General features: G+C 38.4%; 26 protein-coding genes and 1 pseudogene. 5 read left to right on the forward strand and 22 right to left on the reverse strand.

Annotation, left to right across the window (positions count from 1 at the left end; translation table 11 throughout):
• Positions 1–156: 156 nt before the first annotated feature.
• Together PB1_RS15025 and PB1_RS15030 are read left to right on the forward strand one after the other, a co-directional pair.
• Positions 157–792 carry a LysE family translocator gene (locus PB1_RS15025; RefSeq protein WP_004438450.1) on the forward strand — a complete coding sequence of 212 codons (636 nt, stop codon included), beginning with the start codon at positions 157–159 and terminating at the stop codon, positions 790–792.
• Positions 793–900: 108 nt separating this feature from the next.
• Positions 901–1,263: pseudogene (locus tag PB1_RS15030) on the forward strand (hypothetical protein).
• 83 nt (positions 1,264–1,346) lie between these two features.
• On the opposite strand, the gene PB1_RS15035 reads toward PB1_RS15030, so the two are convergent.
• Together PB1_RS15035 and PB1_RS15040 are read right to left on the reverse strand one after the other, a co-directional pair.
• Positions 1,347–1,610, reverse strand: a complete 264-nt coding sequence (locus tag PB1_RS15035) for a LexA family protein (protein WP_004438454.1) — start codon at positions 1,608–1,610, stop codon at positions 1,347–1,349.
• A gap of 1 nt (position 1,611) precedes the next feature.
• The gene (locus tag PB1_RS15040; RefSeq protein WP_004438456.1) at positions 1,612–1,833 is read right to left on the reverse strand and encodes a WYL domain-containing protein; all 222 of its coding nucleotides are present in this window, start codon (positions 1,831–1,833) and stop codon (positions 1,612–1,614) included.
• Between the two features lie 101 nt (positions 1,834–1,934).
• On the opposite strand from PB1_RS15040, the gene PB1_RS15045 reads away from it, so the two are divergent.
• Entirely contained in the window at positions 1,935–2,180 is a 246-nt protein-coding gene (locus tag PB1_RS15045) for a hypothetical protein (protein ID WP_004438458.1), read from the forward strand.
• 474 nt (positions 2,181–2,654) lie between these two features.
• Here the strand turns inward: PB1_RS15045 and PB1_RS15050 are convergent, their stop codons facing one another.
• The 5 genes from PB1_RS15050 to PB1_RS15065 form a co-directional block, all read right to left on the reverse strand.
• A complete protein-coding gene (locus tag PB1_RS15050; RefSeq protein ID WP_004438462.1) occupies positions 2,655–3,083 on the reverse strand; it encodes a hypothetical protein in 429 nt (142 codons plus the stop codon).
• Between the two features lie 71 nt (positions 3,084–3,154).
• Positions 3,155–3,370 (reverse strand): hypothetical protein, encoded by a 216-nt coding sequence (locus tag PB1_RS17585; protein ID WP_155816443.1) that lies wholly within the window; start codon positions 3,368–3,370, stop codon positions 3,155–3,157.
• Between the two features lie 122 nt (positions 3,371–3,492).
• Complete coding sequence (locus PB1_RS15055) at positions 3,493–4,008, reverse strand: ImmA/IrrE family metallo-endopeptidase (RefSeq protein ID WP_004438466.1); 516 nt, start codon at positions 4,006–4,008, stop codon at positions 3,493–3,495.
• Positions 4,009–4,377, reverse strand: coding sequence for a helix-turn-helix domain-containing protein (locus PB1_RS15060; RefSeq protein ID WP_004438469.1), 369 nt, complete (start codon positions 4,375–4,377; stop codon positions 4,009–4,011).
• Between the two features lie 136 nt (positions 4,378–4,513).
• Positions 4,514–4,705 (reverse strand): hypothetical protein, encoded by a 192-nt coding sequence (locus PB1_RS15065; protein ID WP_004438471.1) that lies wholly within the window; start codon positions 4,703–4,705, stop codon positions 4,514–4,516.
• 174 nt (positions 4,706–4,879) lie between these two features.
• Here PB1_RS15065 and PB1_RS15070 point away from each other — a divergent pair, with 174 nt between their 5' ends.
• On the forward strand, positions 4,880–5,776 hold the full coding sequence (locus PB1_RS15070) for an ATP-binding protein (RefSeq protein ID WP_004438474.1): 897 nt from the start codon (positions 4,880–4,882) through the stop codon (positions 5,774–5,776).
• Positions 5,767–6,072: an STAS-like domain-containing protein gene (locus tag PB1_RS15075; protein ID WP_004438476.1), complete on the forward strand. Its 306-nt coding sequence runs from the start codon at positions 5,767–5,769 to the stop codon at positions 6,070–6,072. Before PB1_RS15070 ends, PB1_RS15075 begins: the two co-directional genes overlap by 10 nt.
• 42 nt (positions 6,073–6,114) lie before the next feature.
• On the opposite strand, the gene PB1_RS15080 is transcribed toward PB1_RS15075, so the two are convergent.
• Genes PB1_RS15080 through PB1_RS15150 form a run of 15 tightly spaced genes read right to left on the reverse strand, consistent with a single transcriptional unit; the run spans position 6,115 to position 18,934 of the window.
• Positions 6,115–6,828, reverse strand: coding sequence for an N-acetylmuramoyl-L-alanine amidase (locus PB1_RS15080; protein WP_004438478.1), 714 nt, complete (start codon positions 6,826–6,828; stop codon positions 6,115–6,117).
• Positions 6,821–7,081 (reverse strand): hypothetical protein, encoded by a 261-nt coding sequence (locus PB1_RS15085; protein WP_004438483.1) that lies wholly within the window; start codon positions 7,079–7,081, stop codon positions 6,821–6,823. The genes PB1_RS15080 and PB1_RS15085 overlap by 8 nt, the downstream gene beginning before the upstream one ends.
• A 13-nt stretch (positions 7,082–7,094) precedes the next feature.
• On the reverse strand, positions 7,095–7,361 hold the full coding sequence (locus PB1_RS15090; protein ID WP_004438486.1) for a hypothetical protein: 267 nt from the start codon (positions 7,359–7,361) through the stop codon (positions 7,095–7,097).
• Between the two features lie 25 nt (positions 7,362–7,386).
• Entirely contained in the window at positions 7,387–7,614 is a 228-nt protein-coding gene (locus tag PB1_RS15095) for a hypothetical protein (RefSeq protein WP_004438489.1), read from the reverse strand.
• Positions 7,611–8,720, reverse strand: a complete 1,110-nt coding sequence (locus PB1_RS15100) for a hypothetical protein (protein WP_004438491.1) — start codon at positions 8,718–8,720, stop codon at positions 7,611–7,613. The genes PB1_RS15095 and PB1_RS15100 overlap by 4 nt, the downstream gene beginning before the upstream one ends.
• Before the next feature lie 2 nt (positions 8,721–8,722).
• A complete protein-coding gene (locus tag PB1_RS15105) occupies positions 8,723–11,536 on the reverse strand; it encodes a DNRLRE domain-containing protein (protein WP_004438494.1) in 2,814 nt (937 codons plus the stop codon).
• Between the two features lie 13 nt (positions 11,537–11,549).
• The gene (locus tag PB1_RS15110) at positions 11,550–15,635 is read right to left on the reverse strand and encodes a hypothetical protein (RefSeq protein ID WP_004438497.1); all 4,086 of its coding nucleotides are present in this window, start codon (positions 15,633–15,635) and stop codon (positions 11,550–11,552) included.
• Positions 15,628–16,248: a Gp15 family bacteriophage protein gene (locus tag PB1_RS15115; RefSeq protein WP_004438499.1), complete on the reverse strand. Its 621-nt coding sequence runs from the start codon at positions 16,246–16,248 to the stop codon at positions 15,628–15,630. Before PB1_RS15115 ends, PB1_RS15110 begins: the two co-directional genes overlap by 8 nt.
• Positions 16,245–16,646 (reverse strand): hypothetical protein, encoded by a 402-nt coding sequence (locus tag PB1_RS15120; RefSeq protein WP_004438503.1) that lies wholly within the window; start codon positions 16,644–16,646, stop codon positions 16,245–16,247. The genes PB1_RS15115 and PB1_RS15120 overlap by 4 nt, the downstream gene beginning before the upstream one ends.
• A gap of 50 nt (positions 16,647–16,696) precedes the next feature.
• The gene (locus PB1_RS15125; protein ID WP_004438506.1) at positions 16,697–17,137 is read right to left on the reverse strand and encodes a phage tail tube protein; all 441 of its coding nucleotides are present in this window, start codon (positions 17,135–17,137) and stop codon (positions 16,697–16,699) included.
• A gap of 1 nt (position 17,138) precedes the next feature.
• Entirely contained in the window at positions 17,139–17,537 is a 399-nt protein-coding gene (locus tag PB1_RS15130; RefSeq protein ID WP_004438509.1) for a minor capsid protein, read from the reverse strand.
• Between the two features lie 8 nt (positions 17,538–17,545).
• Positions 17,546–17,911, reverse strand: a complete 366-nt coding sequence (locus PB1_RS15135; protein ID WP_004438511.1) for a minor capsid protein — start codon at positions 17,909–17,911, stop codon at positions 17,546–17,548.
• Positions 17,908–18,240, reverse strand: a complete 333-nt coding sequence (locus PB1_RS15140) for a putative minor capsid protein (protein WP_004438514.1) — start codon at positions 18,238–18,240, stop codon at positions 17,908–17,910. The genes PB1_RS15135 and PB1_RS15140 overlap by 4 nt, the downstream gene beginning before the upstream one ends.
• Positions 18,237–18,635, reverse strand: a complete 399-nt coding sequence (locus PB1_RS15145) for a head-tail connector protein (RefSeq protein WP_004438517.1) — start codon at positions 18,633–18,635, stop codon at positions 18,237–18,239. The genes PB1_RS15140 and PB1_RS15145 overlap by 4 nt, the downstream gene beginning before the upstream one ends.
• Before the next feature lie 2 nt (positions 18,636–18,637).
• The gene (locus PB1_RS15150) at positions 18,638–18,934 is read right to left on the reverse strand and encodes a hypothetical protein (protein WP_004438521.1); all 297 of its coding nucleotides are present in this window, start codon (positions 18,932–18,934) and stop codon (positions 18,638–18,640) included.
• Between the last annotated feature and the right edge of the window lie 16 nt (positions 18,935–18,950).

Genomic DNA, 18,950 nt, shown 5'->3' on the forward strand with positions numbered 1-18,950 from the left:
ATTAAAAAACATAAATTCGATAATAATACTTTTTAAACTAACGGATGAAAATTCTTAAAAGATAATAAGTAGAAAATATAGTTACACGATAATTGATTGAGAATAAATTTTACTCTAAAATAAATGAATAATCAGAAAATATTAGGGGTGTTCAATGTGGATGGGATTGTTAATTTTGAAATGTTTTTAGTAGCAGCAATCTTGCTAAATTTAACGCCTGGTACGGATACTATGTATATAGTAAGTAGAAGTATTTCTCAAGGGAGAACTGCTGGGATTTATTCAGCCCTTGGAATCACTGCTGGTGTAGTTGTTCATACGTTATTGGCTGCCTTTGGTTTATCGGTTATTTTAATTCAATCGGCTTTTTTATTTAATTTAATTAAAATTATAGGTGCTATCTATCTTGTTTATCTAGGTTTTAAGACAATAATGGCAAAAAAGACAGCAAATGAACAGAAATCCTTACCAAAAGAAGCTAATAAAAAAATATTCTTACAAGGTATGATAACAAACGTTACTAATCCAAAAGTTGCTTTGTTTTTCTTAGCATTTCTCCCTCAATTCATTCACACTGACGCAGGTGTTACCAGCCCAATACCTTTTATTATTCTAGGTCTTACGTTTGCTGTAACTGGAGGAACTTGGTGTCTAATCACAGCTTATTTTGCTTCTATGGCTACTAACAAACTAAGAGAGAATTCGAAAGTTGCATCAGTGTTAAATAAGCTCACTGGAATTATTTTTATTTCATTGGGATTAAAATTACTTAATACAAAAGTTACACAATAAAACATATGCCTAAGTGGAATGATAAATAAAATATTTTATTAAAAGAGTAATTTGAAACATCATTCCACCAAATAATCCGAAGAACTTTTTTCATTAAGGGGGTAAAGTGTGGCAAGGGAAGTACAATTTGATGATGAAGGTGTAATTCTAAAGTTGAATGGAGTAACAGGACTATTCGCGCTCAAATTCAACTTAAAAATGCCTTACAGCACTATCAAGAGTGTTTATGTTGATTATTTTGATGCTCCGCAGTGGATGCTTCGGATGCCTGGAACTTCTTTTTCGGCGTTAAATATTTTCGAGGGAAGTTTTAAATACGCTAATGAGTGGTAATTTCTTTCTTACGAGAACAGAGTTCCTCTGTTAATTATTGAGTTAGAAGGACACGAAAAGTATAATTATGTGATTTTCGAGATAGATGACCCTACCAGTGTTGCGTCAGAAATACGCAAACGTATAAGAGAATTGTAATGGTAATCTTATTGTGCTGACGAGAGAATTTTTGAAACAAGACATACAATAAGACCGAAAAGATTTGGATGTAAAAAGCTCTGCTAACTGGCAGAGCTTTCTTTTTGTTCAACAAGGTGTAGGGTGCCTGGCTTTTTTGGTACCCAATCGATTAGACCTTTATTTTTAAGTCGGATTAAATATGAATGTATTGTGCTTGTCGAATTAATTGAACTTTTTCTAACCAATTCCCTTGTTGTCGGTGGGAATCCTACTTTTTGAATATGATTCTTTATTAGATTATAAATCTCTTCTTCCCTCTTCTGAATTCGTTCTTCTCTTGTCAAATCGTCAAAAAAATAATGCATGTTAAGCTCCTTCCCTAAACTTTTTCCGTACAGGCCCGATCGATAAAACGTTGCTTTTTTTGAAGGTTCTTGGTTGCCGCCTTGAAAAACAATATGCTCGAAAAGTGTTTGATGAAATATCAACTACTTTGATTTTCCGCTGACTCAATTGATTTTTGTCAGACAGATAAATCATTTCTAATGTTTCACCCGATTCCAAAGCTCTTTTTAATAAGCCGTTCATCGATCAGACCTCCTTTTTTATCATTATATACGAACGTTCGTTCTATTTCCAGTAGATTTTCGAACGTTTGTTTGTATAATTTAATGTAAGGAGGAATGTAAATGAAGATCAAACTAACAGTTCATCTTGATATCGAAGGTCAAAAGCTAATGCAGTCTGGATCCTTTTCGGCTCGAAGAGAAGAAGATATTCCTGGAATCGCTTATGAATGGATCCAACAGATCAAGAGAGAGACAGGGTATCGGGATACACGTATTGAGAAGGTGATTGTTGACAATGAGAAGGACATAACAGAAGAAGTCCGGGCAATAAATAAGACACCTATTCCGGATATAGATTTTTGGTGATACATTGCTAAATATAAACAAATTATGGTATATATTAGGGAACCCCCCTATATATTTTGGAAAAGCCCTTCCTGTATGGAAGGGTTATTTTTTGTTATTTTATTAAATTAAGGTAGTTCATTTGATAGGAATTTGAATTTTATAGTAACATATTAATAAAACGTTTTCTTAGATACGGAGAATATTAGTATTGAAAAAATAAAAGCAATTGAATGGTTTGGTTTATTAATTGTTTTAGGTTCAGTAATTGCTAATGGAGTACTTCGGCATAATAATTATTCGTATAGTATTTGGACAAAAGTAACTATTCTCCTTATAATAATAGGTGCAGTTATCACATTTACTGCTTTCTTTATAAGAAAGGTTAAAAGTAAGCGATAATTAGTTTTAAATCTAATTATGTTAACAAAGTTTAAAGTTCCTTCCAAATAAAAAATGCCCCTCTCAAGTGAGAAGGGCTTTATTAAAATGGTTTTATCGTCTTCTCGAAGAATCTCCATTAATAATTACCAAAACAATTACTACAGCAATTACAATCCCTAATAGCTTTGAAAAAATATATTGAAGAAAAAGCACCGAATAAGCAAAATGCAAGATACCTATAATAAAAGATACTATTCTTCCTATTTCGGGGGAAATATCTAAATAGTTATCTCTTACTATATCTTTAATCCATAATATTCCCATTAAAATAAGGAACCCAAAAGTAAAAAGGTTAAATCCCCATGTTAATAATAATGCTTTACTATCCTTATTGTTACTAATATAGTTAACAAATTCACTTAATGTCTCGACTTTTAATTCTTGAAACATAATAAGTGTTACAAAACTCACGATTGCGACGATCAATGAACTTACTGATTTTCCTGGACGATTCTTAAATATATCAAATAACACATCCATCTTTTTTCCTCCTCTATTAAGAAAAGATAAGAAAAGATGGACTCAGTCGCAAAGTCCATCAATAATTCTATTTATTTTTTATTTTTCTTCTTTTTCTTTTCAAGGTATTCTTTATGCTCTTCAGGAGTTACCTCCCAACAAAAAGCTTTCTTACCAACATCTTTTGCATAAATCCTTCTACCTTTTACTGTAATGTAAGCTCTACAAATTAACATAATTATCAATTCCTTTCTGCAATTTTGTTTAAAACCCTTGCAGAGAGGCAAAGATAATGATACATTTATCATATCAATTCGCCAAAATTGAGTTTAAATGTAGCGACTATTCATTATCCTAAACACGATTGTTAAACAAGCGTTGGCCCTCTGCAAGGGCTTTTTTTATTGCTTATCATGTGAACCCTCCTTGTTTAAATATTTTGTAATTGGATTCTTGCAACATCGAGCGAAACCCCACAGCACATAGCTATTTCTTTCACACTTAAGCCTTTAATTATATGCGGCGGGGCAAGTAATTCACCTGCAAATGTATTCGCTTGCCACTCCGGATCTTTATATGGGGGAACACTTTCAACATTTAAACTTCTAGCAAGTGCAATACTTCCAGGCTGATGCATAATATAATGCCCTATCTCATGGGCTATTGTAAATCTATCTCTTCCACTACCTGAAATTGCTCTTTCATACACGTCTTCTTGAATGCGAATCAAATGTTTTTCTGGATAAGTTACTGCATATTCGTTTTTCATTTCACCAGGAGACACAATTTCTGGTGTGAATAAAGAATCCATCTGTGGAAGTCCCCACTCTAAGAATTCAACAACAGGGAAATACTTTTCATTATACATCCCTGCTAATTTCCTTATTGTGTTTGCTAATTCCCTAATATTCCTTCTGGATGTAGGTTTGGCAATATATAAAGTCATTTAACCCCTCCTTTTTTTGTTTTTCAGGAGGATGTTTTTTATCTTTTCTTTATCGCCTTCATCTAAACTTTTAAACTCTCTGGCTAAAGCTAGTATGGCATTTCTATCCTCACTGCTTATTCCTTCAAAATCAATCTTAACAACTTTTTGTGAAGCTTGAACAGCTTGCATTAAATCGTTACGATCTTCAGGACTCAAAGAATACAGATCTGAAATTTTATCAATCCATTCATGAGGAGCATTTCTTTTACCATTTTCCACAGCAGATAAATAAGATGAAGTAACTCCTAGTTTACCTGCCATGTCTTTTAAAAGCTCGCCATTATCAATTCTAAGTTTTCTGGAAAACTTTCCAAATGGAGTTAACACGTATTGTTCCTCCTTTCTAATATGAAATTTTTTCTATCATCATATTAACTTGTCCCGAGAAAAAAATCAACAGTTTTTGTTGATTAGTTTCACAAAAAAATAAAAGAATTTGCCCCTCTCAGTTGAGAAGGATTTTCTATTTAAAAAACGGATATTTCAGGAGCATTTTTCTGAACGTGCCTTCATCTTTAATCGGAATTTGTGTTGAGGTTTTGTGATAACATTTTTGGTGTGTAATAGTATTCAACTCGTCTAAGAATACTTTATCATCTATTTCAACCGGTTTTGAACAAATTCCGCACCGCAGTTTACCTAAAACTTTAAACATATGCCCCATCTCCCTAATATTGTTTATTCCTCATTGAAATTGAAATTCCTTTCAATATATAAAAAATACCCCTCTCGAGTAATAAAGTCCTATTTTTATCCACAAATTTACAGATGTTAGTGTTATAATCATAATACATTATTATACATATGCTAAAGGGAGAGAATATTAGTAATGGAAGTCAGATTACCTTCGAATTTCACCAGACATACTATGTATGAACTACTGAATTCTGTAATTGATTACGAATTAAATCCAAAAGATCATACAATTACTTTTGATTTTTCCCATTTAAAGTTTATTGAACCTTCAGGAATAACAATTCTAAGTAACTTGTTTGAATGGTTAGTAAGAAGGGGCGTTAATACAAATATTTTATGTCCCGAAAGAATTATATGTGGAAAAAATGACCCTCTTCAATATTTAGATGATTCGAGATTCTTTGAAAGGTATATTGGTCAAACTATTACCGATAACCCAGAAATACGACCTACAACAATTCCTCTTAAGCTTGTTACTTATGAAAATAGTTACCAATGGCTCAATATGGATTTTACATATTGGTTGTCTCAACAGTTGGGTATCCCTCCTAAATCACTTGTTAACATCAGAATGAGTATCGGGGAAATTTTTAATAATATAAATGACCACGCACAAGAAAACACCGGCTGTATATTTGCTCAGCATTATCCAAGAGCAAATGAAATTAAAATTGCAATTTCGGATTTTGGTATAGGTATACCAAACAACATAAGACGTATTAAACCTAGTCTTCAAGATCACCACGCCATAGAACAAGCAACCGTAGAAGGTTTTACATCTAAAACTTCCCCAAGAAATTTAGGAGCTGGTTTACATACTTTAATTGAAAACGTGGTAAATAATAATGGAGGGGCTGTTCATATTCATTCAAATTATGGTATATTAAGTTGTATTAAAGGGTATAATGGGATTAAAAAGATCGCAACTCTTAAAAATGGGTTCTACCCTGGTACTTTTATTGAAGTTGTCCTTAGAACAGATGCTATTGAAAATATTCAAGATAATGAGGAGGAGTTCGAATGGTTTTAGTTCAAATTAGTAACCATGTAGGACGTTGTTACTCCAATGAAGATGGGAAGATCATAAAAGACATTCTTAAATCTCATCTTGATAAAGGACACAACATTACAGTTTCTTTTAAAGATATAGATGGTGTTACATCTTCATTTGTTAATACAGCGTTTATTGAGTTACTAAATGAATATGAGTTCGACTTTATAAAGAAGTCAATTCGATTTGTAAACTCAACAAAGCAAATAAATGATATGATTAAAGATCGTTTTTTATTTGAGGTCAACAGAAGAAAAAATCTTATAATAGCATGAAAAAAACAATAGCCCTTCTCCTTTCTAGGAGAGGGGCTATTATTATGCTTTGACAACTATAGCTGGATATCCCTTTTTCTTCAACTCATATGCAAGTCGTTCAGCATTGGCTTTTTCTGAAAATGCGCCGACCTGGACTTTGTATGAGCCCTGTTTGCTGGGTGTTTTCGTTGTTGGCGGTTTTGGAGAAGACTTTTTCTTCAAACAGTATTGTTCGACTAGGCTCGCCAGAATAGCACCAGCAACAATCCGGCGGTAATTATCTGACTTCAATAATTTCGCCTCTTCCCGATTTGTCATAAACCCAGCTTCTACGAGAATTGCAGTCATTTTGGTTTCACGGAGCATATGAAAATCTCCTGCTTTTACCCCTCTATTTTGCAATCCTGTTGCTTTGATTAAGTTAGCTTGTACTTTTTCAGCCAAAGCAACAGCTTCTTTTGGTCTAGTTAGATAAACAAACGTTTCAATTCCTCTTGCATCGTTCCAGGTGCTTCCGTTTGCGTTAGCGTGAATATCAATATGAACATTCGCACCCCAGGCATTTGCTCTATCTGAACGTTCTTGAAGTGGAATATCCCTTTGCCCTGTCGGATCATCAAGACGCAAAAACGCAACATTTTCATAGTTTGCTAAACCTGCCATCAAATATTTGACAACAGCTGAATTGAATTCCCACTCTTTAATAGTTCCATCGGGAGTTTGTTTTCCGGGAGTTGTTTTAGCGTGGCCTGCCGAAAGTGAGATTTTAAACATTTTTTTGTCCTCCTTTTTCAATTGCATATTTAATCGCCGCGACCGAACCAATGCCGTATAACGCATATTTCAGCCCGTTGACTAACACTCCAAAAGAAAAAGCGTTGTTCTCAAAGATTGAGAAAGCAACGCCTAGTGCAACTGCCGTAATCGGTATATAGCGATTCGAAAGATTGGCCGCTTGCCTAATTGCATAAAGTAGAACTGCCAATGCGACATATGCCGTAAATTCGATTGAAAGAATGGATTCCATTTGAATCTCTCCTTTATTGTCTTAAGTAGTTTAATAAACTAAAAATAAAAGTCACTGCTACTGCTGCAATACTCACAAACAAAGAAATATTTGCACGTTTATTTTCTTTTACTTCTTTAAGTTCTTCCTCGAAATGTTTGAACCTAATATCGGCTTCATTCCTAGTTAAAAAGTTTGCGCTGTAAGCATCAAGTTTCGTTTCTATCCGCTCAAGGCCTTTCGATAATGCAACCAATTGGGTTTCTAGTGTTGCAATTCTTTCATAATCTTTTTGCTCCAATTTGGAAACCCCCAATCTCATTTTGCTACACAATTTTTCCAACCACAACGCCTTTTACAAGCATTACCCGATCGTTCGCTGCAGGAGTGTAACTTGCCAAATACGGGTATGCTTTTCCACTTACAACCGTTTCCCCATCAAAAATCAAACGAGGGCGACCGCTTGTGTAATTCGGGTCCACCCTCGCAAATTGAATGATTTTTTCTTTTTTCTTGTTCATGAAGTTCGAGATAAAAAACTCATGATCTATCATATGGACACCACCTTCCGGACTTCGTGCTTCATTCGAGCGCCGGCTTTCAATGGCATTGTCCAGTTTGTCTCACTGTATTTCCCTTTGATTCCGAGAGGAGAATAATCAATCTCCAACACGTCCATATAGTCATGAAGTGGATTCAACGCTGTTTCAAAAGTGAGCTTTCCGTACACTTGTGACGCTTCAAAAGCAATCCGTTGGACATATGCATCAAGTGATTGCTGATCGGCGATGTCAGTCACTTCACGATAATCAACAATTGTCCGCCCCCTACTAACAGTAGATGTAGGACTGTTCGGATTGTCGTTCGTGTATGTCGAAAACAGCGACTGCTCCGCGTTCGAACATGTGACTACCCATTTGTTTGGCACATTAAAAAGGTCCAATTCTTCTTCCATGCCTGCGTAAATGATACTTAATTCACCATCTTTGTAAGTGTATTCAGCCGAACGGATAGATGGGCTTCTATATGTCATGCTGGTGAAATATCCATACACATCGACATGAATCGGTGTGTAATTGATTGCCGTCAATAAAGTGTTGACTGCTTCCAATTTTTCTTTACCCGGTTCAAACTCCATATCTACCGGCAGCACCTTGTCTGTTTGCTCGATGTTGTGTTTGATGATTCCTGCGCTTGCTAAGATATTTATGACAGCTGTTCGATAATTTGTGCCTTCCGTAACAGTGTATCTTGAATCGAACTTGTCATCACGAAGTATTAAAAGGCCATCAAACGCATCAACATCTCTATACACATTTTTATTTGAATCTTTTCTTGTGGGACTGCTCAGTAAAAAAATTCCCAAAGGAAACTCAATATATTTTCCATCTCTCATACGCAAAAGAGCAAAAGGTTGTATTCGATCACTAAGCCAATTTATTTCTCCACGGTCTTTTAATTGAAATTTTGCTGTTCTCTTTATAGAAGCAAGGGAATCCATACTGACTTCCCCATCTATTACTGAATCTAATTCACCTATTTTTTTATCATCTTTATCAAGCAAATCATATCGAAATTTGAAATGCCGTTGTCCATATTTTCCGTGAAGAACATCGATGATTTCTTGTCGCGAATATGGATAGTTGACTAGCGAAAGCATGACTATACTTCCTCCGTATAGGAAACTTCCTCAAATTTAAGGCTGACGGTATTTCCGTAGAATTCGTCTTCAATTGGCAATTCGAATACATGGCAGAACATTTTTCTACCACGTCCGTCTCGATAGCAAAGTGTATTTTTCCAACGAATTAATTTTTCAAGAGCTTCTCGATCACCGCTGTTTTTAAGCAAGTTTAGCTTTACACTGACAGAACATTGCTCGGTATCGTCATATTCAGCAACCGGCAATCTTCGCCCTGCGAATTGCATCATTGCCGCAGTCGGTTGCCAACTTTCACTTCGATCACTCACGAATTTGAATTGACGAAGTGTTTCTAAAGGATTGGCTGCTTCATGAAGCCATACTCCTGTAAAAGATATAGATTCACCGACTATCAAACTATCGGAATATGTTCCGTTGTCTCCCCATGCACGCACAAAGTATTCATAAACTTGCCCAGATGCAGGGGTGTAATCGATAAAAGAAGCATCAGCCATATTTGTTGCGATTCGTATCCATGTTGTTTCACCTTGTTTCCGACGATATAAGTCATTGTATGAGACAGCAGGCTCCGTTCCGCTTGGAGTTGGATTATCAATCGAAACAATAATAACCCCTTCTCCTTTTGTTGTTGTAACAATCGGAACAGCCGGCGGTGTGTAGGAAACGTGAATGTTTGACGTTACAAAATCCGACCACAAATTATCAGTGTTTTTAATTGCGACTTGTATTTTGTAGTCAGTGTTATTTTGTAAATCGAACAGTACCGTTTGAGCCTTGTTCGTACTATTCGCTTGGATTTCCCACAATAAATTGTTGTTGCTGTCCAGCAATTTCACATGATAAGCAGTTTGGCCAACAGAACTCCATTGAACAACAGGATTCGCAACAGGAACTGTTGCACCGTTAGTAGGGTCGATAATCGTTGGATTCGCGGGTTTGTCTCCTGCAAAAAATGTTTGGATGTTGCTATAAGGTGAAGATAGACTAGCTTGGTCATACGTTCTCACTTGCCATTCAATTGTACCTCGAGGGAATGTATTTGCTGGCGCATCCCAATATTGATTTGTCGTGACTTGAGTAACGGTATTCCACGTTTGTGCCCCTTGTAGTCGCCACTGTAAATCAAATTTTGCCTGTGGATCACCGTTTGCATCGTTATGTTGCCATGACAAGCGAATAACGGATCCACGGTCTTTCGGTGTTCCTCCACTTGGTGAAAGATTCGTCGGCACAGTCGGTGCTTGGTTGTGTTGAATGGTGAAAACACCGTTACTTTCATCCCAAAGGCCGTATGATGTGCCATCATAAGCACGGATACGGATCTTAGCCGTCGATGTTTCGAGCTCATTCGTGAAATCGTATGTGTAACTTGTTGCCCCTGCACTCGTCAACGGTACAATATCTTTCCACGTCGAACCGTTATCGGTGGATAATTGGATTTGGTATTTTAGGGAACCTTGTGCTGTTTCAGTATCAGTTGACGGATTCCACATAATTGTATGTTGAGCATTCCATGTCTCCCCGCCGTTTGGACTTGTGACGGTTGGGGCGGTTGGGGGCATATTATACGTTATAACAACATAAGGTTTATTGCTACTCGACTCCGACGAATCGAAACCTTTATGACTTGCCGTTTCCGGGTTTGTTTTTAGCATAATTCCATAATTGGGTAATATCCCCTTACTCCAGTCACTCGCCACTTGTGTAATATTGAATTCATTCCAGCTACCAGCTAATAAATTAATACTACCAAATGGTGTAGCATCAAATGGTGGTTGGTTATTCCATGTAATTATGCTTTCGTCCCAATCCGCCAGTGGTCTAAACATTTCACATATTGGTGAATCAGAAACGGCATATGCTGATAGTCGTGCATATAATTTAGCATCGGTTATGATAGCTCCTGCCGGGATAGTTGACAGCGAAAACTTTATATATGTTCTATACTTAAATCCAGATTCTTGCCCCACATAGAATGCTGCGCTAAAACCATAATTTGAGTTGGCGTTAATGTCACTTGCAACCGTAGCATCATGAAAATTACTTGTATTATCAAATGTAACTGTAACAGTCGGATCAATCACGATTGGATACGTTAACCCCGTTACATCTGCAACTAAATCAATAAATGTTTTATCCCCTTCACGCCGTATGGTTTGCGCAACATCCCGGCGCTCACCGTTGGCATCTTCTAACCATGCGGTTTGTAGTTTTAAATTCCCTGCGGTTAAATCATCTTCCAAAGGACCGTCAACTTCAAACGAAAAAGAAAAAGGCGCACGGTCACTTTTCAGAATGATTGTCTCTTTCACACCGTTTGGCATGACTTCGAGACAAACATCTGTGTCGTTCCATGCGTCCTGATAGTGTACACAATTCTTTTTGTCTGGTTCGATATGTGCTCGGGCCGGACTTGCTCCAACCGGTTTGAACTTCAGCTTATTCTGCCCTTTACCAACAACATAACCCCGCTTGAAGTTTCTTGGCAGTTTCACATCAAAAGGGACTTTCAGTCCTTGAAAGTCGTACAGATCACGATTGAGTTTGTTCTTTCTTTTTTCTTCCCTTGCCCGCTCTCTGGCTTCTCTAAACCGCTCTCGGCCTTCTTTGGCCACTGGTTCATCTATCAGATCAAAATCGGCTTCATCAAATAAATCCGTATTAATATTGTGTAAATTGCCGTTTTCATCTTCGAAGTGAACGGGCCCGGTATATATTTCCGTTGTATATGATCCATCAAAGTTTATCCATGTTTTACTATTACGGGTACGTTTGTTGAGCATTTCTCCGACTTTGAAATTTTGAGTTGGCAATGTGCTCACCCCCTTAGAGTTTCTTCCATGTTCCACCTGTTCGGGCGGCATTCCTCATATCACCATAAAGTAAACGATTAATGTCTGGATAGGTTTGTTCAGCAATGGTTTTTCCGTCCAAATCTACTCTCAATATAATCGCCCCTCCCGGAGATTGAACAGGTGAATTATTCGGTAAGTTCGAAAGACTTCTTACATTGGCTCCTACTCCAACTGGAAATTGATGGATTGAAAGTGATGGAATCGCCGCCTGCGCCATTCGATTGGTTGCTGAAATAACTGCACCGATGTTTCTTGTGATACCTTCTGCAAGACCAAGAGGAATCCATTTCCCTATTTCATCCCGCATGACACGAGAAGGAGATTTGATTTTGAGTGTAGATTTCATGGTATTCTCGACGATAGCAGCGATTTCTTGCGCTTTCTTTTGGAGTGGACCGATCATAGAGTTCAAACCATCGATAAGCCCTTGCATCGAATTTTTCCCTATATCACTCATTGACGCAGACATGAGATTGAGCTCTGTTTTTGTACCTTCGCTGATCTCCTTCACTTTGGCCATCCATTCGTTCTTGTGTAGTTCTAACTGTGCATTTGCCTGTGCGCGTAACTCAGCGATTTTATTATTGTATTCAATTTTTACTTGTTCAAGCTCAGTACTTGCCGTAACACGTAACTGCTGAATTTTCGCTTGTGTTTCCTGGCGCATTCCCTCTAGCTCGTTGACTGCTTGCGTTTTTGCCAATGCGTTTTTCTCACGCCACAACTGAACGTACTGATTCAGCTCTTCATCAGAAAGAGAGTTGAGCGCCGCAATCTCATCAACCGCTTTCGGTCCCATTTCCCGAAGTTCTTGAAGAAGTCCATCATCAATGCCCCGCGCTGATAAAGAAACAATATTGCCTTGCCAGTCTTTGAATGCACCGACCTGATCTGCAAGGTTTTGGAGTAACCCTTGTCCGGATACATCACTTTTCCTTTTGATTTCATCAAAAATCCCAGCAAAGCTATACAACGATTTTGCGCGGCTATCAACCGCCTTTTCATATTCTTCGGTAAGTTTTCGTTCCTCTTCCAAGAGGCGATTATTAATCTCTTTGACTTTCTGCTCGTATTCCTCTTTAGCCTTGAGCTCGTCCTGCTGCAAACGCTCGTTGATTTCTTTCACTTTTTGGGCATATTCGTTGTTTGCAGCTAAAAGCTTATCGTTGATTTCCTTCTTGACGCGATATATTTCGCGTTCCCAATATTTACGTTCCTCTGTACCTTCTTTGTATCGCTTGGCGACAGTTTCTAATGATTTTAGTTCGTCAACAAGAGAAAGCTGACCGTAATATTTCTTTTCTTCAAACCACTTTTTCTCGTTCTCAAAATTGCGTTTGGTAATCTCGTCTTTCACGCGCCAAAACTCTTTTTCGGCTTCCAATCGTTCTTTGGTCCCTTTTTTAAATTGTTTTGCAAGATTGTTCCACCACTTCAACTCGGTTTCGAGGGACACGTTACGAACTTGTTTTTCGTAATCAATCGCCTGTTTACCTTGCTCAAATAGCTTTCGAGCCATTTCCGCGTCCTTTTTCGCTTGAGCATCCTGAACCTTCTTGATTTCAAGATTGACTTTACGAGTTTGATCGGTTGTTTTCGCCCGTTTCAACAACGAACGCAATTCCCTTACGTATTCGGTTGTGTCGATTTTACCCATTTTGAACTTGTACTGCGCGTATTTGAACGCCTCTTCAAACGCCTTTTGCGCTGCTTTCGCTTGTGCTGCCGCTGCTTTGGTTACTTTACTCGTAGACTTTTTGATTCCTTCTGCGACACCAGCACCGATTGGAACACCTACCTCGTCACGCATGACGCGAGATGGTGAATGAATAGCGAGAACCGATTTGAATGTTCTTATTACAGAGTTCGCTATATCCTTTGCTTTATCTACAATCGCTCCAGCCATACTGGAGATTCCTCGGTAAAGACCTTGAATGATGTTTTTTCCAATACTGAATAAGTCTATACCCCTTAAGAATGAGATTATATCGTTCCATACCCTTGTGATAATGGACTTGATATTAGTTGATACCTCATTCACAACATTCTTCATCGTTTGAAATCCAACTCTGATAATTACCTTTAAAGAATTGACAACGGTTGAAATGATACTATTAATGGCATTCCAAACGCCCGTAATGACTGATCTTATGCCGGTCATTACGTTTGTCGTTGTCGCTTTTATGCCGTTCCAAATACCGGTGATAATGGATTTTACTGAGTTCATCGTAAAATTGATGATCGTCTTAATGGTTGTAAATCCGTTTGATACAAGTGTTGAAACACTTGAAACGCTACCTTGGAACAGCGATTTTATATAACTCCATCCAGCTTGAACGATGGTTTTTAAACCGGTGAATAGGGCTTTTCCAAGACTAAGTATTCGACCATAAAGCATTAGGTTAAAAATGTTCCAAACGGCTTGTATGGCACCGACAAAAATATTCTTAATTCCTTCCCACATTTTTGAGAAATTGCCAGTCAAAATGCCAGAAAACAGCTGAATAAGTCCTTGTATGAAAGTCAATGCACCTTGAATTGCGCCTTTGATGCTATCCCATACGCTTACTACAATGAATTTCAAAACAGGCCATATTGCTTTAAATACCGCCATAATCACGGTTAACGATGTATTTATTACGGCCTGTATGAACGACCAAACATTTTGCGTTGCAGCTAAAATAGAACTTTGATTTTGGTCCCAAAATGCTTTAATTTGGCCCCATATTTGCATAATAAAAGCACCGATTGCAGAAATTACGGTGCTAATTGTTGATTGGATAGCTGTCCATATAGTTGTGACACTTGTTCTAAACTGTTCATTTGTTTGATACATAGCAACAAAAATTGCAATCAAACCTGTAATTGCGCCGATAATCAAACCGATCGGACTGGTGAGCATCGCAAAAGCGCTTTGCAATCTTGTTAATACTGTGATTGTTTCACCCGCTTCAGTTGTAATAGGCAAAAACCACTTCACCGCACCCGCAAAAAAAGAACCCACTTGTGCAATTATCGGTGACAGAGCCATGATTTTTCCTGCTAACATAGCAATCGCAGCCCCTGTTGCCGTGATCGCAGGATTGGCCTGTATAAACTGTGCAATCAACCCAGTTATGACGTTAATTGTATCCAGAACCACGGAACCAAATGGCGCAAAGGCTTTACTGAGTTCTAAAATTATCACGGCAATATTCCCGATAATTGATAGTATCGGAGGCCCGTTCGCTCTCACATAGTCAACAAATGCTTGAAAGGCTGCGGATCCGCTAAGTGAAGCTGACCATTCCGCAAATCGTTCAGTTAGTTCTAACAATCCGCCCTGCATCTCGTTTGATAGTGGACTAAAAGCCCTCATAATGTTCATGACACCAAGCAACATATTACCGGCCATTTTCCCGAAGTTCTCTATAGTAGGTCCTGCATCTTTGCCGACATAGTCAAAAAAGGCTTTGACTTCAGTGGTGCCTAGTGACTGGTTCAGTGATTTCATAAGTGAATCGAATGCTTTTGCTGCGCCTTGAATAGCCGGTTCGGATAATTCGAGCAAGGTTTTTAAAGATTGGAGACCGCTTGTAAACAGATTTAAGACCGGCTCCTGAAATCTCCCAGCAAACTCATCCCAAAAAGAAGTGAATTCCTGATAGGACTTCAAAGCTTCCTTTTGTGCGTCAGAAAGCCCGGCAGTAGCAGCTTTCAATTCTTCCATAGCCTTGGCTTTTTCTTTCGCTGAATCAGCTTTTGCAAGCTTTTCCTCGGCTTTCAGAATGTTCTCGTTTGCTTCAAAGACTTCTTTCAATGTCGGAACAGCGACTGCACCAAATCCGGCAACACCTATCCCCGCCGCACCAAACGCGGAACCGAGAGCAAGAACTCCGGCTGTAAGTGACGCGAATGCAGGTATCGCAGCAGGAGCAATTTGAATGGCTGCACCAAGTGCCGCTGTGCGAATTAAGCTTGTATCCAAGTCCCGTAGTTTATCTTTGATGTTTTTGATACCCCTAGATATCCCATTGTCATCAATCTCGGAATCGATCACAACTTTACCATCAGCCATCTTGCTTCACCACCTTTGCGCCTGCCTTGAAGGTTTGAACCAGAGCATCAAACACAGCATCAACATTTCGTTGTTCATCTTCCAGCGCATATAGTTGTTTCATCTTACGGACATGCTGAATATATTCTTTTGAAGCTTCTTTTGCTGTTGGAACTTTCATAGTCCGATAGCCAATAGCTTGTTTGAACGGGGAATTGTCATCTAAATGAGTGAGCAAAGCCTGGAACTTTTTCCAATGCAATTTGCCGTGAAGTTTAAACAAATCAATCTTGTAAACAGCAAAAAAAGACGCATAGATAAGTTCCGCGTCTTTTTTGTAGTCCATGATTTTCTTTTGTTCTTCAGCAGGCTTTTCCAAATCGATTTCAAGATACTCTTTCATCAAAAATTTGAATAGCTCAAACTGTTCATCAAACGGTATTTCCCGCAATTCGTCGTATTCAATTATGAGGATTTCAAGCGCCCATAGAATCTTTTCCCACTCAAGCAATGAATCATCGTCAAACATTTCGAACAAGCGCAAAATGTTATCGAATGCCATATCAACATGAAAAACTTTGCCCTCGTATTCAAAGCAATCATCGTCGAATGTAGATGTTAGAGTGAAGCTCATTTTTGGTTCACGTGATTTTTACGCTTCACGTACTGCTGCCGTTTCTCCTCTCTGTTCCGTCCGCTACGTTCTTTCACAATTTCGGCCAAATACCAAATGAGGTCAAACATATTAGCAAGTGAACGACCGCCTTTTTCATATAGTTCATCAAATGCCCCTTCACCAAACAGCGTATCAATGAGATTTCGAGCAAGTTTTTTTCCTTTCTCAAAATGTTCCCATTGTTCGTCTTTTTCCAGTTTTGTTTCGTCGATTTTCACATATTCATCTACATCCGATTGAAATGAGAGAAACTTCTCTTGATATTCGCGTAATTTATCATCGTTGAATTCGATTTTGTACACTTTCCCTGATATTTCAACTTCTTCATATGTTTTCTTGAATTCAAACTTTCTCATTTGTTATCCTCCTTTAAATATGAAAAAAGAGCCGCTAAAAAGCGACTCTATTAAGGTGTTGGCGGGATGTAATTAGGTTTACCATTGAAGTGAATTTCGAAACTTATCTCTCCCTTACTTCCCGCATCCCCACTAGGACCAGAAATGTTAGCGATTGTGCATTCTCCTTCGAAAATTCCACCATCAGGTTCAGTCCATCGAAATTCAGTACGGCGTGATGGCCCAAGTTCAAGCAATTTGCTGAAAATGAAATCCTGCGCTGCATCTCCATATTTTCGGTGGCCAGTGAACGTCAAGACTGTTTGTGCACCAATTACGTCTGTTTCACCATATCCATCCCCATCAAGATATCTGTCTTGCGATAGTTCTTCGTTATTGTTCGGCTCAACATTCGTAATCCCCGCGGCGATCCGCGCAAAAGTACCAGGTGAAGCGCCGGGTGTTGTATTAATCTCAAACGTATGTTTATTCATTAATTCAAATCCTGCCATTCTATAAACCTCCCTTTTCTAATTCTGCCTTGAAAATTGAGCTGTAAATGTATTCATTATGTGTGGTTTTTTCGACAAAGTTAGGCAAGGTGTAGCACTCACAATTAATAAAAACAAAACTGCCGTCAGCGCTTGTGATAGCGTTGTTCGACAGACCATCTAGTGCTTCAAAAATAGCCTGTATCGTGTCATATGCTTTTTTGTGGTTGATATCCTTCACAAGCACCTGAAAGCTAAATTCAAACGTTTTTCCTTGATCAGAATAGCGATTCAAAACGGATGAAGGTGTTTGACGGATTGCTATTGAACTTGTCGCCGAGTCAAGAATGCCAAATACAATCGGCGTATTCAATGTCACATTTGCTTGCAAAAACTCTTTTAACCGGTCTAAAAAATCCATTCAAACACCTACTTTCCGTTGAAGTATTTCTCATATTGCCGGCGTACCTTTTCAATCCAATCTGGTTTGTGAAGTGCTTTGGCAGCTTCAAACCATAACCCTTGAGCGTTCGGGTTCACGTCTTTTGAGAAGTTATATTGAGGATTGTAGTACAATCGCCGTGCATAAGGCGTATTCCACTCGATATGACCTTCTCCGATCCGGCTGTGTGTTAAAGAACTAGCTTCTAAATATCCCTCTTGCTTCGGAATAAAAAAGTTAGAGTCTTTCAGTACATCTTGATCCAGTTGCATTTGAGCCGCTCTTTTCGCAGCAGTTTGCTTGCTTTTTAGCTTGCTAGTATTCAGATTGACTCTTGTTTTGAATGAAATCATGTCAATTCAACCTCGTAATGATGAAGGGTAAAAGCATAGCAAGGATTAACCTTCGAGACTGTCATCACCTGTCCTTCAAAGGTCACTTTTGATTTTTCCGTAAACGTAAATTCAGCACTGGCGTACGAATTTACAACATCAAAAAACAGCAGGGATTTAAATATCTTTTCCTCTGCAGTATTAGAACGAGTAATATTAGAAACCGGCTGGACAAGAACGTTTGAAAGAGTGACAGGTTCTTTGTAGGATTCACCCCATCCGTCATTGCCTGCGTATTCCTCATATGTGACCTCATGAATGAGAACCCTTTTAGGAATCGGTTTAATCATGGAACATTCACGCCCCGATATAGTAAACCGGTTGGTCTCAAATAGCCGATGACTGCCGGGCTTGTCCGTTGCTCATTTCGAGACAGATTCTTCGCCCCTTCACCTTCCGAATAGCTAAAATTCCCGATATTTACAGATGAGAAGCTACCGCCGCCATGCACAGCAACCTCACCTCCAGCAGTCACCATGTACTCGATTTGGGCAGCAGTCGCCTTTTTCACTTGCTCCTGAATAAACTGTACAAACTGGGTAAACTCTTGGCCATGCAGCAAATATCCAGTCATTTGGTCGATAACATCACTGGCTCTTTCGGCTAAACGATTAAAGGTGCTCTCATCAGCGATGGGAACACCATTGTAATTGTTGTCGTAATATTGCTTATCAATATAAGCCATGATTACTCACTCTTAGTTTCTTCTACTGACTTTTTGAGCTTGGTGTTTTCTGCTTTTAATGCTTTAATCTCTTTTTTCGCTTCTTCTAGTTCTTTTTCCGCGTCCGTATTTTTCAGCCGTTCTAATTCCTCGACCACCTTGTTGTATTCCGCAACAGAGATAGCCCGTCCGCCTGTTGCTCGTTTAATCACTCCACCTTTCTCATCGATTTGGTCATATCCCTGCTGCAAAAAGGCTTCCAAGCGACTTTCTGGAATTTCTAAAATTTTGTTTTGTTTGCGAACTTTAACTACATCCATATATATTCCCTCCTTC

Origin of the sequence: Bacillus methanolicus PB1 (assembly GCF_000262755.1) — a bacterium.
Classification (GTDB): domain Bacteria; phylum Bacillota; class Bacilli; order Bacillales; family Cytobacillaceae; genus Bacillus_Z; species Bacillus_Z methanolicus.